The organism is Pollutibacter soli, from assembly GCA_029269725.1.
Lineage (GTDB): Bacteria > Bacteroidota > Bacteroidia > Chitinophagales > Chitinophagaceae > Pollutibacter > Pollutibacter soli.
The window spans coordinates 451,441-467,385 of the sequence record JARJHS010000002.1 but is presented as its reverse complement, the minus strand read 5'-3'; the positions used below and the strand labels follow the sequence as shown (position 1 = coordinate 467,385).

Sequence of the window (15,945 nt, the reverse complement as noted above, 5' to 3'; positions counted from 1 at the left end):
TTTGTTTGTAGCTGATTATAGTGTTTGGATGTATATAATAAAAATCTGATTATTGAAGGTAATAGGTGGTAGGTGATAAGTTAGCTTTTGCGATGGCCATATTCAGCTAAAATTGCGAAAAGATGTAACGTCATGCACCGGCAGGAGCATCCAGTTTCTAGTTGTCGGCAACGCGATGATGTAGAGGATACAATTTTTTGTTTGATAACGTTTTGCAGAGGCAGCGCATTCGTTGTCTCTATGAAAATATGCCGCAATAAATGCAACTGACACAAATGCATTTGATCAAGCAATTACCCCAATTGAGCAAGTATACCTTCCGGAAAGTGTAATCGACCTCGCGGCATTTGATCCTGTTACTAATTTTGTATCAGCATTGATGATTAAATTCTTCGAACATGAGCTTTTTATTCTTTTTACTTCTGAAGATATTCATCGTCGTTCCCGAAACAAGTCCCGATCTCTACGGATACTTTGCCGCATCTACTCCCTGTTCATCGGAATTAAAAACATTTCTGAAAATTCCCGCAGCTGAGAAATGCGACCAGATCAAATGGAAAATCTATTTGTACAATCGCCCTGGAACCCAAACACCTGAAAAATTCAGAATTGTCCGTGAGTTTATTTATTATGTGGATAACAGGACGGATAAAAATATGGGCACCGCTACAATTGAAGGTCACTGGAAAGTGGAGCAAGGGCAGGCCTCCGGTAAGGCTGCAACTATACTTCAATTAACAAGTACGGATGGTTCGGTTATCCGGTTCCGTAAGCTGGATGACAACCTCCTGCATTTACTCAATAATCAAAACTACCTGATGGTAGGCGATGCGGGCTACGGATACACTTTCAGTCGTATTAAAAATTGAGCCCATGACCGTTTTAATCACTTTGCTTGCGCTGATTATCAATTCCTCTCCGATCAAATCTATCTATTTTAAAGGAGCTGAGTACCAGGGAAGATTTCCATGCCACCAGGCCCTGATGCAGCTGCACAATAAAAAATCAGACTGCAACCGCATCAAAGCAGCGCTAAGGATTTTTGACAATCATAAGTTCGAGTTGGACATGGTTTATGTCGGCGATGACGATAACAAGTATAAAGCTTCTGGCAAATGGTCAGTGACAAAAGGAACAAAGACCGATGCTGTTGCAGATGTGTATGTTCTTGAATTTGAAAACCAGGAAGGTAAATTGTATTGGATGAAAGGCGACAACAACGTTTTGTTTCTTCTTGATGAAAACAAAAATCTTGTTGTGGGTGACGCGACGTTTGGATATACGTTCAACCGGGTAAAAAACTTATAAAATGGCTTGATCTTTGGCCGGAATGAAATTTTCCTAATTTTATCCGGTAAATCAATTTGCCATCTGTGTCTTCAAATACCCCTGGTATTAATGATGATTTCCTCTTGCTGCAGCAATTAAGCTCCGGTGATGCAGATGCTTTTTCGGCCATTTACAGGAAATATTACAAATCTGTTTTTAGCTGGACATACAACATTCTCCGGGATAGAAATCGCTGTGAGGATATTCTGCATGACATCTTCCTCAACATCTGGGACCGGAGACATACACTGGTTATTGAGAAATCTTTGAGATCATATCTTTTTTCCGCTGCCAGGTTCCAGGTTTTGAATCTAATCCGTGATGGCAAAGTCCGGGAGGCCGCATATGAAAATCTTGAGTTGCGTGTATGGGGATCTCAAACACCGGAAAACATCCTGTACCAGAAAGAGCTGCAATCGGGCATCATAGAAATAATTGATTCCCTGCCAGACAGAACACGGGAAGTCTATCTTCTGAGCAGGGAGGAGCAATTAACATACAGACAAATTGCTGAAAAGCTTTCAATATCCGTAAAAACCGTTGAATTTCACATGGGTGAAGCGTTGAAACGAATCAGGATTTCCTTCAGTAAAATTCTCGCCGTAGTACTTCATTTTATTCCCTGAAAAATATTTTCTGTTCCACCCGGGGTATCTGTTGAGTTATGTTACTTAACATGTATAAGCCACGAATATTGGAAAAACAAGATTTTATCGAACTCCTGAAGAAACATATCCAGGGGGAAACAAGCGAAGTTGAAGAAGCATTTCTGAAAAATTACCTGCAGAGTTTCCAGGATGAAAATGTTGCAGGTGAAATCAATCTGTCGGCATTACAGCACAGCGAAGACAAAGTTTTCGATCGGATCAGACAAGAAGCGAAAAATTTCAATTCGGAAGAAAAAACAAAGGTTCGGAAAATCTATCCCCGCGTTTTGGTGTGGGCTGCGGCTGTGGCGGCCATCTCCCTGGGCTTACTATGGTTTTTCGCGGACAAAAAGCAGGAAAGTCAACCGCAACCGGCGATAGCTGTCAATGAAAACAATCCATCGGACTATAACCGGGCAACGCTGACTCTCAGCACTGGTCAAAAGGTTGAACTTAATGCTGATAGTCTTCAGCAATTTTCGGACAACGGTATTGACATCAGTAACCAGCATGGAACTATCTATTACCCTGGTTCTGATGTGTCCGTATTAAATACCATGAGTACCCCGAGAGGTGCTCAATTTAAATTGATGCTTTCCGACAGCACACTGGTATGGCTGAACGCAGAATCCTCCATTACTTACCCCACTGCATTCAATGAAAGCGAACGTAAAGTGGTTGTTACGGGTGAAGCATATTTTGAAGTAAAAAAGAACCCCGCAAAACCATTCAAAGTTGAGGTTCAGGATATGGTCGTTGAGGTACTTGGCACGCATTTCAACGTGATGGCATATGCCAATGAGAAAAATATCCTGACTACACTACTGGAAGGAGAAGTGAAAGTACATCATGCCTTTGCATCTGTACAATTAAAACCAAGTCAGCAGGCAAGTCTCACGAGATCTGATCAGCAACTGAAGCTGATAAAAAATGTTGATACCGATGAAGCCACCGCCTGGCTTCGTGGCGAAATGAATTTTGATCATTCTGATATTCAATCGGTAATGACACAACTATCACGCTGGTATGACATCGATGTGAAGTATGAGCTGAATGCTGAAGACATTCTCATTTCTGGAAAAATCTTTAGAAAATATACACTGCCACAGGTATTGGAAATTCTTGAAGGTACACACACTGTAAAATTCAGCACCAATGGAAAGCAGGTAACCGTCAAATCATTTAATAATTAAAAACCAATTCATAAATCAAAACATACGCTTATGTAGTCCTTTCTAAAAACAAACCGGAAGTGCTGCTACACTCCCGGTAAAATTTGGGTCATAGTACTCAAGCCAGTCAAGACTTAAACTTTTTAACCCAATCAACACAAATCTATGAATTCGACGATGCTTCGCCAAACCATGGCCAGACTTCGCATGCCTACCCAAATTCGATTAATGATGAAGCTGACAGTCTTTCTTACAATTGTTCTCTCCTTGAATGTCTCATCGAAGTCATTCTCGCAGAATATTACACTGACAGGGAAAGATATGCCGCTGTTAAAAGTGTTCAGAACGGTGGAAAAACAATCGGGGTATTCTTTTGTCTACGAACCACGCATCCTGAAAAATGCTGTTCCCGTAACAGTTGATGTACGAAATGGTACGCTTGCTGAGGTATTGGAAATCTGTCTGAAAAACCAGAATCTCTCATGGGAAATAAAATACCAGACAATTATCGTACGGCAAATCGAAAAGCCGAAAATAGCGAAGGAAGAAACTCTTCTTCCACCGAAAGAGATCACCGGAAAAATTACCGATGAAAGTGGTAGTCCTCTCGGTGGTGTAACTATAACAATAAAGGGTACACGAAATGCGGTGATGTCCGACGATGCGGGGAATTATACAATCACTGTTCCGGACGAAAAATCGATCCTGATATTCACTTATGTCGGCTTCAATGCGGTGGAACATTCCGTAGCTGGAAAGTCGGCCATTGACATTCGTTTGGGAGAAAAAGAAAAAGATCTGAACCAGGTTGTTATTGTCGGTTATGGAACGCGTTCCAAAAGATCGCTAACCGGTTCTATAAGCTCAGTACGATCGGATGATCTTAAAGTAACGCCCATTGCCAATCTTGCCCAGGGCTTACAGGGTCGCGTGGCAGGTCTTGATATGCGTCAGAATTCCGGCCTCCCGGGAGGAAACATAAGTGTCCGCATCCGCGGAACCAATTCTATCAATGGAACTTCCGAGCCTCTGTATGTTATTGATGGTATACAGATATCTGCAACATCCGCAGTGAATGCAGCCAATCCATTATCACAATTAAACCCTTCGGATATAGAATCCGTTGAAATTTTAAAAGACGCGGCTGCGACAGCCATCTACGGAGCACGTGCGGCAAATGGTGTCGTTTTAATTACAACGAAAAGAGGAAAAGACGGAGTAGCACGTGTTACCTATGATGGATACTATGGATTCCAGGAGGTATCAAAACAACCGGATATCCTCAATGCAACTGAATTTGCAAAACTGGAAAACGACACCTACAGTCCGAATGTTATTTATGCAGATCCTGAAAGTCTCGGTGAAGGCACGAATTACCTGGACATGATTTTCAGAAGAGGTGCCATACAAAATCACCAGGTTTCAGTTACGGGCGGAAATGAAAAAACTCAGGTGGCATTGGGTTTAAACTATTTTGACCAGGAAGGCGTAATTAAAAACAGTGATTACACCAGGTATGCAGTTCGCCTGAATATTGATCAACGCATCAACGACCGGGTAAAGGTGGGCACCAGCCTGTATTATACCCACACCCAGGAGAATCGAGTGCGCGCAGGCGGTACCGGAGTGAATGTAACGAGCGCACGCGAAGGCATACTCGGTCGCGCGGTGGCGGCTCCTCCCAATTTACTTCCTTACCGGGCCAATGGCTTGCCATATCCTTTCGCCGACCAGATGAACGGTCGTTACCGTGAAACAATCAATCCCATGGCAGAACTGGCAAAGAAAGATTACACGACAACGAATCGTTTTCTTGCCAATGCATATCTTGATGTGCGCATCATTAACGGCCTTACCTATCGCGCGAGCTTTAATGCAGATGTTGCATCTTCATTAAATGAGCTTTATTCACCACGGTATATCGTGGATTCACTAACCCTGGCCAATCCTGCAGCAATCAATGGCAGTGCATCAAACAACAGTTTTTATAATACATCATTGTTGCATGAAAGCATACTGACTTACAAAAAGTCAATCGCAAAAAATCATTCTATCAATGCGACTGGTGTTTTTGCCATTCAGAGCGATCAGCTGCAGACCAATAATCAAACTGCGTCCGGTTTTGGAAACGATTTCACCGAAAACTGGTCGACAGGTACGGCAACCAACTATTCTGTGTCGAGCTCAAAAGCAAAAAGCGATCTCATATCATATTTACTGCGGCTGGGTTACGGTTTTAAGGATCGTTACTTCCTTGACGCATCTGCAAGGGTCGATGGATCCAGCAAATTCGGCGCAAACAACAAGTACGGATTTTTCCCTTCGGTATCCGCAGCATGGCGAATTATCGATGAACCTTTCATGAGTAAAGTGGATTTCCTTAGTGATTTAAAACTGCGTGGGAGCTGGGGAATTACAGGAAATGCCGGCGCAATCGGACCTTATGGATCACTGGCTACAGTAACAGCTACCGGGGGATACAATTACAATTTCAATAACGTTACACAGATAGGCACTTACCCAAGTGGCATTGCCAATCCCGATCTTCGCTGGGAACAGGCTACGCAGGTCGACGTGGGTCTTGATATGTCATTCTTCAGAAACAGGTTGAATGTTGTTGTAGACTATTATAACAAAAGAACAGATGATCTTCTGTTTTCCAAATCGCTTCCAATGTCATCCGGGTATACCAGTATCACCGGTAACTATGGTTCCATTGAGAACAAAGGTTGGGAGCTTTCATTAAGCGGAAAAATTCTTACCGGGGCATTGACATGGGAGGCATCCGGCAATATAACATGGAATAAAAATAAAGTACTGGGGCTCGATGGTGTTCGCGATGAGATTCAGCAATCGAGTTATTCTATCCTGAAAAAAGGATATCCACTGGGCGTTTACAGAGTATACATTATTGATGGTATTAATCAGACTGGAGAACCATTTTTACCTGGGTATGACGCACGCACCGGCGGTTTCAAACTCAAGGATCTGAATAAAGATGGTAAGATCAGCAATGAGGATCTTGCCCTGGTGGGCAATGCACAACCCAATTACTTTTTTGGATTTTCCACCATACTTCGTTATCGTCATTTTGATCTGAGTACATTGATCCAGGGTGTACAGGGCAGCAGACTGTTTAATGCTTTCCGGTTCACGTTTGAAACACCTTCCGGGCAGGTGAATCTCTTAAAGCAAATGGTTGACCGGTGGACGCCGACAAACCCCAGCAACGATTATGTAAAAGGTGCACAAGGAACCAATCTTCCTATTGGTGATCGGTGGGTAGAAGATAACTCTTATGTGAGGATCAAGAATATCACATTGGGTTATACGATACCCCCACAGAAATGGATGCGTTCATTGCGGGTATACGCCAGCGTTACCAATCCTTTTACTTTCACCAAGTACCAGGGCTGGGATCCGGAATCCAACAGTTACGGAAGTTCAAATTCATTGTTTTACGACAATGGAACCTATCCGGCTGCTGTCTCGTATGTGTTCGGCTTACAGGCCAGTTTTTAATTCAAATCTTTACTATCATGAAACGAAATAATCAATTTCAGATATTCATCATATTCCTCTTCGTGTGGTGCGGCAGTGCGTGTAATAAAATGGATGAAACCGTCTATTCGAATGTAATGGTAGATAACTATTATAAAAGTGCAGGTGACGCTGAAGCCGCACTGGTAGCCGCTTATGCCCCGCTCGCCGATCTTTATTCATTGTCTGCAAATCTTATCTCCGCGGACTTCCAGGACGACCAGACCTGGGCAAAACCTGTTGTTGGTCGTAATGTATATCCTCTCTTTACCTATGATCCTGACTATTCTGCGCAAAAGAGTTTTGGTCGCGAACTTGAAGGACCCTACGGCGTATGGAGATATTGCTACAAAGGAATTGAAAATGCAAACTGGGTTCTGGAAAAAGTACCAGCCATCGATATGGATCCCGTGAGGAAGGATGCAATTCTCGGAGAGGCACTTTTCCTGCGTGGCTATTATTACTTTACGCTGGGACGGGCATTTGGCGACGTTGTATTGCGCACAACAGTGAGCAGAAAAGAAACCGACACTTATGTACCTAAAAGTTCCCAGGCCGAAGTTTTCGGGCAGGTGATGGCTGACGTACAATCCGCTGCTTCGAAATTACCCAGCTATGGAGTGGCCACAGTGAAAGGCCGGCCAACAAAAGAAGCAGCCATTGCTCTTCATGCAAAAACTGCCCTCTATGCTGAAAACTGGCAGCTTGCGAAAGAAAAAGCACTCGAAGTAATCAATTCAGGAAAATATGCTCTTCTGCCGAATGTGGTTGACCTGTACGATGTAAACAAGGAAGATCTTGCACGCCTCGAAGTTATGTTTGCATTTGAAGGTGATAACGGAAACATCTCTGAGTACAGCAATATGATGGGCCTTTGCGGACCGGCAAACAGCGCGGGCAGGGATTATGGCAACTCAACCTTCGGGTCGATATTTGCTTACCAGGTTTTCTTCGATTCATTTAATCCATCAGATGAGCGCAGACTTATGCTGGACACTTTCTTCGTCAACCGCGCAGGTGTTGTTGTGCATCAGAAAGACATCATACCCTTTTCGCCAAATGCGGTACTCATCAAAAAGTACATGGATAAAAACTCCAATGGTGCCCGCTGCAGAAATAATGTTCCCATCCTTCGACTTGCAGATATGTACTTAATTGTAGCAGAAGCTGAAGCAAGGCTGAATGGTCCGACGTTACTCGCTTATCAAAACATCAACATTGTTCGCTCGCGGGCAAGCATACCCGATCTGGATCCCTTGTTGAACAAAGAACAGTTTATCGAAGCCGTTTTGCAGGAACGCGGATGGGAATTTTTTGCGGAAGGTGATCGCTGGTATGATCTTACAAGAACAAATACATTCATGACTAAAATTCCACTGGCAGTGGATGTGGTATACCCTGTAAGAACACCACAGCCCAAGCATCGATATTTTCCGATACCACTGGATGAAATCCGTGCCAACCCGGTACTGGAACAGAACCCCGCCTGGAATTAATATCGTTATACATCGTTAGGGAGTTGGTTTTTATACCTGCCTGTGTTTTGCAGGCAGGTTTTACTTCAAACATTTTTTATGAAAATCTATATAAAGCTGGTATTCATTTCATCCCTGGCTTTTATTTCTGCAGGAATAAACACACCGGGCCATGAAGAACCTTCGCCAGCCAGGCTGTTGAAAGCAGAAAAAAACATCGAGAAAGCGCATACGGAAATCTGGAAAAAATTTATTGATCAATATAATGTTCTGATAGACTTTACTGACGTCGATGGTAGTTATGACAGACCAACCAGGGAAGAGTTTCTTGAAAATAAACCAAATGCACTTGCATGGTGGACACCTGTCGAAAATGGCTCTATGTTCAACGGTCTTTACCTCGATGGAATTTGCGAACGCTGGATGCAGACGAAAAACAAATCTGATAAAGAAAAAGCAGCCCGCCTGGTGAAAGGCCTGCTTTTTTTAGCATCGGTGGGTGATACCCCTGGTTTTATTGCGCGAAGCGTGGCAACCGATGGAAAAACACCGCCGGCAATGGGTTCTAATGATCAATCATCGCCATGGTTTTATGGCTTATGGAGATACCTGCAAACCTCTATGCCGGATAAAAAAGAGCGGGAAAAAATAATTGCTAAGATGACAGAAGTTGCCAACGTTTATATCAGTACCGACTGGAAAATACCTGCCACAAGTTATTCGCCGTCTAAATTCCGTAATTCGTTTGCAAGTTTCAATTGGGAAGGAGCTCCCCGGATTCTCTTTATCTCGAAAGCATTGTATCAGCTCACTAGCGACGGGAAATGGAACTCTATTTACAAAAAAGCAATGCACGAAGCCGGAGGTGAAGAAAATAAAACACGTTTGCAGCTTTGCAGGGAAGGAATGCACTTCGAGAAAAATAAAGTAAACCGATGGACAGGCGTTTCCGGAGTTGTTGATCTGCACGCCTTGTGGGAAATGGAAACCGATCCTGAATTGAAAAGAATATATGAAGAGGGATTAAATGCGAGCGCAAAAAGCGCTGCTGAAGGATTGAAACTCTGGCATCAATTTGACAGTAACAATCAGCAGAAATTTGAAAAAAACTGGAGGCTGCTCAATCAATGGTGGAAACCGCAACGAAGCGAACAGGATGCTCTTGATGTTGCTGACACACAAGTAAAAGAACTTGTAAAGATGTCGCCAAGAAGAGTACAGGAACTTCACTATATGCGGGAACCAATATGGATGTCGTGGATCGTAACGATGGCCGCTGATAAAAATATTACTGCGCAGCACAAATCTGAAATAATCGATATGCTGGGCTATTTCGACTTCCCGCAGATGCGGTATTCACAATTCTTCCCTGTCGAAGTTGTTTGGTACCGACTCAAACTGTAGCGGGTTTTTCCGTTCGTCATTTAGACACATGCGGCAGAAAATTTTGATTAAATTGAGATCAAAGTTTTTTGCCGCTTGGACTTTCATGTATTGAATGGTGATGCTTTAACTGACCGTTTCCTGGCGCTCCGCCTGGAAGGAAAAGTGATTGTCACACGTGAAGCGTTTATCAGTGGCAGTCTTGAAGGCATCACACTTGGAGAATTGTATAAAACCCGTGCAAACTATCTGATTGGTCCATCAGCATCTGATCTTCAACAGTACTACGCCTTCACAGTTGCTGAATTTGATAAGATATGTACAGCGAAAGAAGGCGATCGCTTTTTTCTTTGGTTTGGATATGATCTGTTTTGCTTCATCAACATGCTGTTCATTATTTCAAGGATCAGTTCGTTAAATATACCGATCGAGATAAAGATTGTATATCCATCATTTCTATCTGAAGAAAAAGCCTGGGATGATTTCGGTAGGGCAGGCGTTGATAAACTGAGGTATAGTCTTGATCATTCGATCAAATTATCTGAGGAAGACCAGGTACTTGCCGGTAAATTATGGACGGCATTGCGTGAAACTAATTTTGAATTGATTGATGAACTTTCACGCCGTCAATCAACTGCATTCCCTTACCTCAGGGTAGTGTGCAAGGCACACCTTGACCGGTTCCCGGGTCACGGAAGATTGGGTAAACCTGAAAAAATAATTAATGAAATCATCAGGAACGGAAAGAAAGACTTTTCATCTTTATTCGTCGATTTCCAGAAGAGCGAAGGAGTTTATGGATTTGGCGATGTGCAGGTAAAAGAAATTTATGATCGCGTTATTGGCGATCATAAAAAGTGAAATCACCAATAACTCCATATGCGTTTTTTATTTTTCGTTATCGCTGTATTTTCTTTTTCATCCTGCTATTCTCAAACACTTAAAGACGAAATCAGTTCCATTCTCAGCAAATACAAAATACCCGGTATTTCTCTGGCATATATTCAGAATGGAAAGGTGAGCCAGGAACTTTCATTGGGTAAAGCAAATAAAGAGAAAGGCCAGAACGTAACAACCAATACGGTATTTTCCGCTGCATCGCTCAGCAAACCTGTTTTTGCGTATGCAGTGATGCAGATGGCAGACAAAGGCCAGATCCACCTCGATACACCGCTGTATAAATATTTTACCTGGCCTGATATAGCTTACGATCCAAGGAACAAACAGATCACAGCGCGAATGGTATTGAGTCATACCAGTGGGCTGCCTAACTGGCGCAAGCGAAACGACACACTTCGATTTCAGTATGAACCGGGAACAAGATTCAGGTATTCCGGGGAAGGATATGTTTACCTCTCCAAAGTGGTAGAAAAAATTACAGGTCAGCCGATCGAAGAATATATGCAGGCAACAATATTTCAACCATTGGGAATGACGCGTTCGGGATATATATGGCGCAAAAGTTTTGAACCGGATTTCGGCGTACCGCACAATGACGATGGTGACGCAGAAGAAAATTATTTTCCCGAATCAGCAAACCTGGCGGCAAGTCTGCAAACTACCGCCAGCGATTACGCGAAATTTTTAATTGCTTTAATGAACAGCCGGAATTTGTCAGCAAACGTGTACAAAGAAATGTTCACACCACAACCTCTTGCCCGTATGCAAAAAACCGGCGATGAACTGTTCTGGGCTCTCGGATTAGCAAGTCAGCATACAAAAGAAGGATTAGCGTTCTGGCAATGGGGAGATAACGGCAACTGGAAAGCATTTGTAATGATCTATCCGGACCGAAAAGAAGGGTTGGTATACTTCACCAACAGCACACGCGGAATGGATGCTGCATCGGAGATATTATCACTCTTTTTTAAAGGCAAACAGCCTTCATTGGAATGGCTGAGATCACTCTAAGTTTATTTTTTTCCCAATGTGATCAGGTCCCTGCCCTCAATGATATTTTTTTCAAATCCCTTACTGAGGTTGATCATCGCCAGCGCAAGTTCTTTCATAGTAACAAAACCTGCAGGATATAATTTCCTCCCGATAGGGAAAACCCAACCGAAATAATTGTACAGTTTATTTGTTTTTGTCAGACCGGGAACCGCTTTGATGAATCCGGGTCTTATCGCGTACACATGCGCAAAAGGAAGCTTCATCAAATCATTTTCCGTTTTGCCTTTTACTCTCGCCCATCGGCTTCTTCCCTTTTCCGTAGTATCGGTTCCCGCGCCGGAGATGTAGCAGAAATACATTTCCGGATTCAGTTTGGAAAGAATTTCCGCAAAGTATAAGGTCAGCGTGTAGGTGGTTTTAAAATAATCTTCTGCAGAAATTCCAATACTGGAAATGCCCAGGCAAAAAAAGCAGGCATTATATCCTTTCAAATCCTGAAGTATCGGGCCCAGGTCATAGAAATCCTTGTGAATAATTTCTGTCAGCTTTGGATGTGAGAGGCCGAGAGGTTTTCTGTTGATGATGAGGATCTTTCCAACATCGGGATGTTGCAGGGCATAATGCAGTACACCTTCGCCCACCATACCTGTAGTACCGGTGATGATCAGCCTAAGCGGAACGTTGTCCATAAATTGAAATGTTATTTAAAGTTAGTAATGAAGCAAATACCGGTTCCCTGTTTCGGCCACATTTTCTCATTGCAACCATTGTGCCCCGGTCTTGCGAACAGGGGATTTTCCGGGTACAGGTTCTGAAAAAATTAGGTACATTCACCTCTCTTTGTATGTGACCATCCGATCTGTGAGGCTTCCCGACTGCGGGATTTTTACTTGCTCTTCATTCTGATCAGTAGCTGCATTACTCTGTTAAACGCATAGCTATGCCAGCGCGAACACTCTACGCCACAATTATAGGAATAGACAACTATCCTCAGACGCCCCTCTATGGCTGCACACGGGATGCGTTGAACATCGACTTGTTTTTCCGTCAGTGGTGTGAACAGCAAAAAGAAAAACTCATCTACAACCCTGCGTATTTTCTTTCGCCGGGCAAAGTCGGAGAAGCAAGACTTGAGAAGTACAAAACAGAGCGTAACTATACCGTCGATTACCAGCAAGCCAGTTTTGAAAATATTACAACAAAGGCTTTTGCTCATTTAAAATCTGCAAAAGAAGGCGATTATTGCCTGTTATATTACAGTGGTCACGGCTCGCAAACCGATGCTCCGGAAGAATTTCAATACGCAAAATCAGATCGGAAGAATGAAACCCTTGTTTGCGTTGATAGTCGGGATATGCAAAAACCAGAGGCACGCGACCTTATTGATAAAGAAATTGCCTTTCTGTTATGGGATGCTTTGAAAGATAAAAAAGTTCATTGCCTGATCATCATGGACTCCTGCCATTCCGGAAATAACACAAGATCTTTTACCGAAGGCATACAGTATCGGCATATCGGTTCTTCAAGAAACAAGATACCTCTGGAAAAATACATCGGTTACGATACTGACAGGGATTTTTATAAAAAAGAAGGCGGACAGGTCAGCTTTCCGATTGCTAACTATGTACATCTTGCTGCTGCACTCGATTTCGAAAAAGCGCAGGAGAGCGAAGATGGTGGATTATTTACCTCTAAACTGGTAGAAGTTTTACGAAGCGGAGGCACTGCGAAATCTTATCGCGATCTGATGCAACAGGTCGTAATTGCTGTACACAATCGCAATGCTGCTCAGACGCCGGTAGCATTTTCAGCTGATGACAAAAATCTTGATCTTGGATTTTTGCAACAGGATCGGATTGCTTTCAAACCTGTTTATGAAGTTCGGTTTGATGTCAGCGCTGCAGTATGGAAATTGCATGCAGGCACAATGGATGGACTCACTTCCGATGGAACAACCGGACATACAACCATACGCATCGCTGGATCTGAAAAAGAAATAAAGGTTACAAAAGTATATGCAGATTTTTCTGTTCTCGATGAAGCACAGATGTCTGGTTTCGACAAAACAAAAGAAAATTACCAGGCTGTACTTGCATCGGCAGCTGCAAAAAAACTTAAAGTCGGTATTTCAAAAGCCCTGGCAAATGAGAACGATATTGTGAATGCTTTGAAAGAAGCAGCGAATAAAATCAAGCCGATCTTCATCGATATATTGTTCGAACAAAACGGAACACCTGACTATCTGGTCCAGTTAACTGATGAAAATTCCTATGTGCTGACAGCTGCCGATGGAGCTGTTCCTTTATTCAGAAGAGAAAAAGATGCATTTTCTTTTTTGAACAATACCGAATCGGTTGCCAAATGGATAAACACGAGTGATCTTTTTAATGAAAACAGCATTTATCGCAAAGAGGATTTCATATTTAAAATAGAAAAAATTGAAGGGCAGGTTTTAAAATTACAAACGCTCGATCTTTTAAAAGGAACGGAACAACTGGTAAATCCGGAAGAAGAAATTGTTCTCAGTTATCGTCAGGGAATACAGCCTGCATTCAGGTTCTCCATCAGTATTGCCCCGGATTCAAATGTTCAGAAATGCTTTATAGGTGCGTTGTACCTGGATAGTAAGTACGGAATCTCACACGAACTCATTTCAGCAGGAACAACACTTGTAAAAGGCGGAACCCCGGTTTATCTCAAGACAATTCTTAATAACTACGAAACGAAGACGCTGCCGTTGGTTATCGACAAAAATTATAAGAATTACAACATCAATGAGACTACAGCATTTCTGAAAATCTTTGTTTCAGACAGTTCATTGAATCTTGAACGATTCAACCAGGAATCACTTGAATTGGATGACGCAGTATCGAAAAATTTCCGAGGTACTGATCAGTTCCAGATTGATACTTCCCATGACAGTGTGGTCAAGGAAGCAGAATGGAATGTTTTTACAAACAGGATCAGGATTGTTGGACCAGCAAAAGAGAAAGAACTCGATGCAGCAAAAGAAGCCGACTTTACCGCTTTTCGGGTTTCTGTTCCGGAGGGTATCAGCGCAAGAGCCATCGCTGTAACGGGTGATGATCTGCAAAGAAAAATTCAATCTTCTTCCATGCGTAGTGTGGATGGTCAGGCAGATCAATTGAAATACCAGGTTATTCCGCCCGACTATATATGGGGGGACACTCTTGTAGACCAGATGCCTTTTACAAGTGGGCTTAATCCGTCTTCCAATAATGGTGTGGTAATGCTGGAAATTTTACCACCCGGAGATCAGCCATTAAAAATTCCAGAGGGCAAAGAAATCGAAGTGAAAATCACGCCTCCTGTTGCAAGGACGCGTTCTGCGGATAGCACTGATCTTGAGGAAACAATTGTGCCTTTCGGCTTTGATGATGAAGCCGGTATATGGTTTCCTCTTGGGTACTGTGATGATACCGGAACCATACATATCCAGGAGTTGCCGCCACCTACGCCAGGAAGAATTTCTGATACCACGTTACCGCTTAACCGAAGTCTTGGCGGTTCCATAAAAATGTTCTTTAAAAAGATATTCCGAAGGAATGAACGGTTGAATACATTAGTGCTTTACAGTTTTGCAACGGATGGGTCATGGAAGAAAGAATCTGAGGAGCCATCCAAAATGAATACGATACTGAAAGAAAGGACAGCTGCAAAAGCTGCATTATTGATTCATGGTCTCACAGGTGACACCAAACATATCGTGGCATCTTTAAAAGACATGAAAGACCTGAATTCGAAACTGGATTATGTTCTGACGTATGATTATGAAAACCTGTCGACCCCGGTTACTGATGTTGCAGCTTCACTCGGCAAAGATTTAGTAACTGCCGGATTTGGGAAAGACAGTTCGCCTTCGCTGATCATTATTGCTCACTCACAAGGAGGCATGGTCGCACGTTGGCTGGTAGAAAAAGAGAATGGAAACCAATATGTGAAAAGACTGATACTGGTAGGTGTGGCAAGCGCAGGTTCAGAACTCGCCAAACTCGGATCAGGTTTACTTGGATTAATTACCCATGCGCTTAATGGACCTCCGGTAGTGAAGCTGGTAATTACAGGATTGTCATTTGTTCTTAAAAAACTTAAACTGGATCCCGGCCGAACGCTGAAGGACACGGAACCAAATTCTGATTTCATAACCAAGCTCCGTACAAACTTCATGGCCGATGGTGTTGAATATTCACTCATCGGCGGCGACATCTCTCTTTTGAACGATTATACCGGCGATGATCCGTTTTTCCAACGCTTGAAAAAAATGTTGCTGAAAGAAATTGTTTTCCCCGGGATCATCGGACTGGTATATCATGGTAAAAAAACCGATATCGCCGTAACTCTTGAAAGCATGCAAGCCATCAATGGTTATGATAAAACGAAGCTCATAATTGTTCCGAGTAATCATCTTTCCTATTTCAGGGAAAAACTCATTCAAAATGAACTGAAAGAACTCCTCAGTTGACGTGGGGTTCAACTTACCAAAAG

11 protein-coding genes are annotated in these 15,945 nt (G+C 42.8%); 10 read left to right on the top strand and 1 reads right to left on the bottom strand.

What is annotated here, in order from left to right:
* Window positions 1-398 precede the first annotated feature (398 nt).
* From P2W82_RS06510 to P2W82_RS06470, 9 genes are all read left to right on the top strand, one after another.
* A complete protein-coding gene (locus P2W82_RS06510) occupies window positions 399-869 on the top strand; it encodes a hypothetical protein (protein WP_336515042.1) in 471 nt (156 codons plus the stop codon).
* Window positions 870-873: 4 nt separating this feature from the next.
* On the top strand, window positions 874-1,308 hold the full coding sequence (locus P2W82_RS06505; RefSeq protein WP_336515041.1) for a copper resistance protein NlpE N-terminal domain-containing protein: 435 nt from the start codon (window positions 874-876) through the stop codon (window positions 1,306-1,308).
* Window positions 1,309-1,373: 65 nt separating this feature from the next.
* A complete protein-coding gene (locus tag P2W82_RS06500; RefSeq protein ID WP_336515040.1) occupies window positions 1,374-1,955 on the top strand; it encodes an RNA polymerase sigma-70 factor in 582 nt (193 codons plus the stop codon).
* A 68-nt stretch (window positions 1,956-2,023) separates the two neighbouring features.
* Entirely contained in the window at window positions 2,024-3,169 is a 1,146-nt protein-coding gene (locus P2W82_RS06495; RefSeq protein ID WP_336515039.1) for a FecR family protein, read from the top strand.
* Window positions 3,170-3,376: 207 nt separating this feature from the next.
* Window positions 3,377-6,670: a TonB-dependent receptor gene (locus tag P2W82_RS06490; protein ID WP_336515038.1), complete on the top strand. Its 3,294-nt coding sequence runs from the start codon at window positions 3,377-3,379 to the stop codon at window positions 6,668-6,670.
* Window positions 6,671-6,687: 17 nt separating this feature from the next.
* Window positions 6,688-8,184: a RagB/SusD family nutrient uptake outer membrane protein gene (locus tag P2W82_RS06485; protein WP_336515037.1), complete on the top strand. Its 1,497-nt coding sequence runs from the start codon at window positions 6,688-6,690 to the stop codon at window positions 8,182-8,184.
* A gap of 78 nt (window positions 8,185-8,262) precedes the next feature.
* Window positions 8,263-9,567 (top strand): hypothetical protein, encoded by a 1,305-nt coding sequence (locus P2W82_RS06480; RefSeq protein ID WP_336515036.1) that lies wholly within the window; start codon window positions 8,263-8,265, stop codon window positions 9,565-9,567.
* A gap of 75 nt (window positions 9,568-9,642) precedes the next feature.
* Window positions 9,643-10,407, top strand: a complete 765-nt coding sequence (locus P2W82_RS06475) for a hypothetical protein (protein WP_336515035.1) — start codon at window positions 9,643-9,645, stop codon at window positions 10,405-10,407.
* An 18-nt stretch (window positions 10,408-10,425) separates the two neighbouring features.
* Window positions 10,426-11,457, top strand: a complete 1,032-nt coding sequence (locus P2W82_RS06470; protein ID WP_336515034.1) for a serine hydrolase domain-containing protein — start codon at window positions 10,426-10,428, stop codon at window positions 11,455-11,457.
* 2 nt (window positions 11,458-11,459) lie between these two features.
* Here the strand turns inward: P2W82_RS06470 and P2W82_RS06465 are convergent, their stop codons facing one another.
* Window positions 11,460-12,128 (bottom strand): Rossmann-fold NAD(P)-binding domain-containing protein, encoded by a 669-nt coding sequence (locus P2W82_RS06465; protein ID WP_336515033.1) that lies wholly within the window; start codon window positions 12,126-12,128, stop codon window positions 11,460-11,462.
* A 251-nt stretch (window positions 12,129-12,379) separates the two neighbouring features.
* On the opposite strand from P2W82_RS06465, the gene P2W82_RS06460 reads away from it, so the two are divergent.
* Complete coding sequence (locus P2W82_RS06460; RefSeq protein ID WP_336515032.1) at window positions 12,380-15,922, top strand: caspase family protein; 3,543 nt, start codon at window positions 12,380-12,382, stop codon at window positions 15,920-15,922.
* Window positions 15,923-15,945 lie beyond the last annotated feature (23 nt).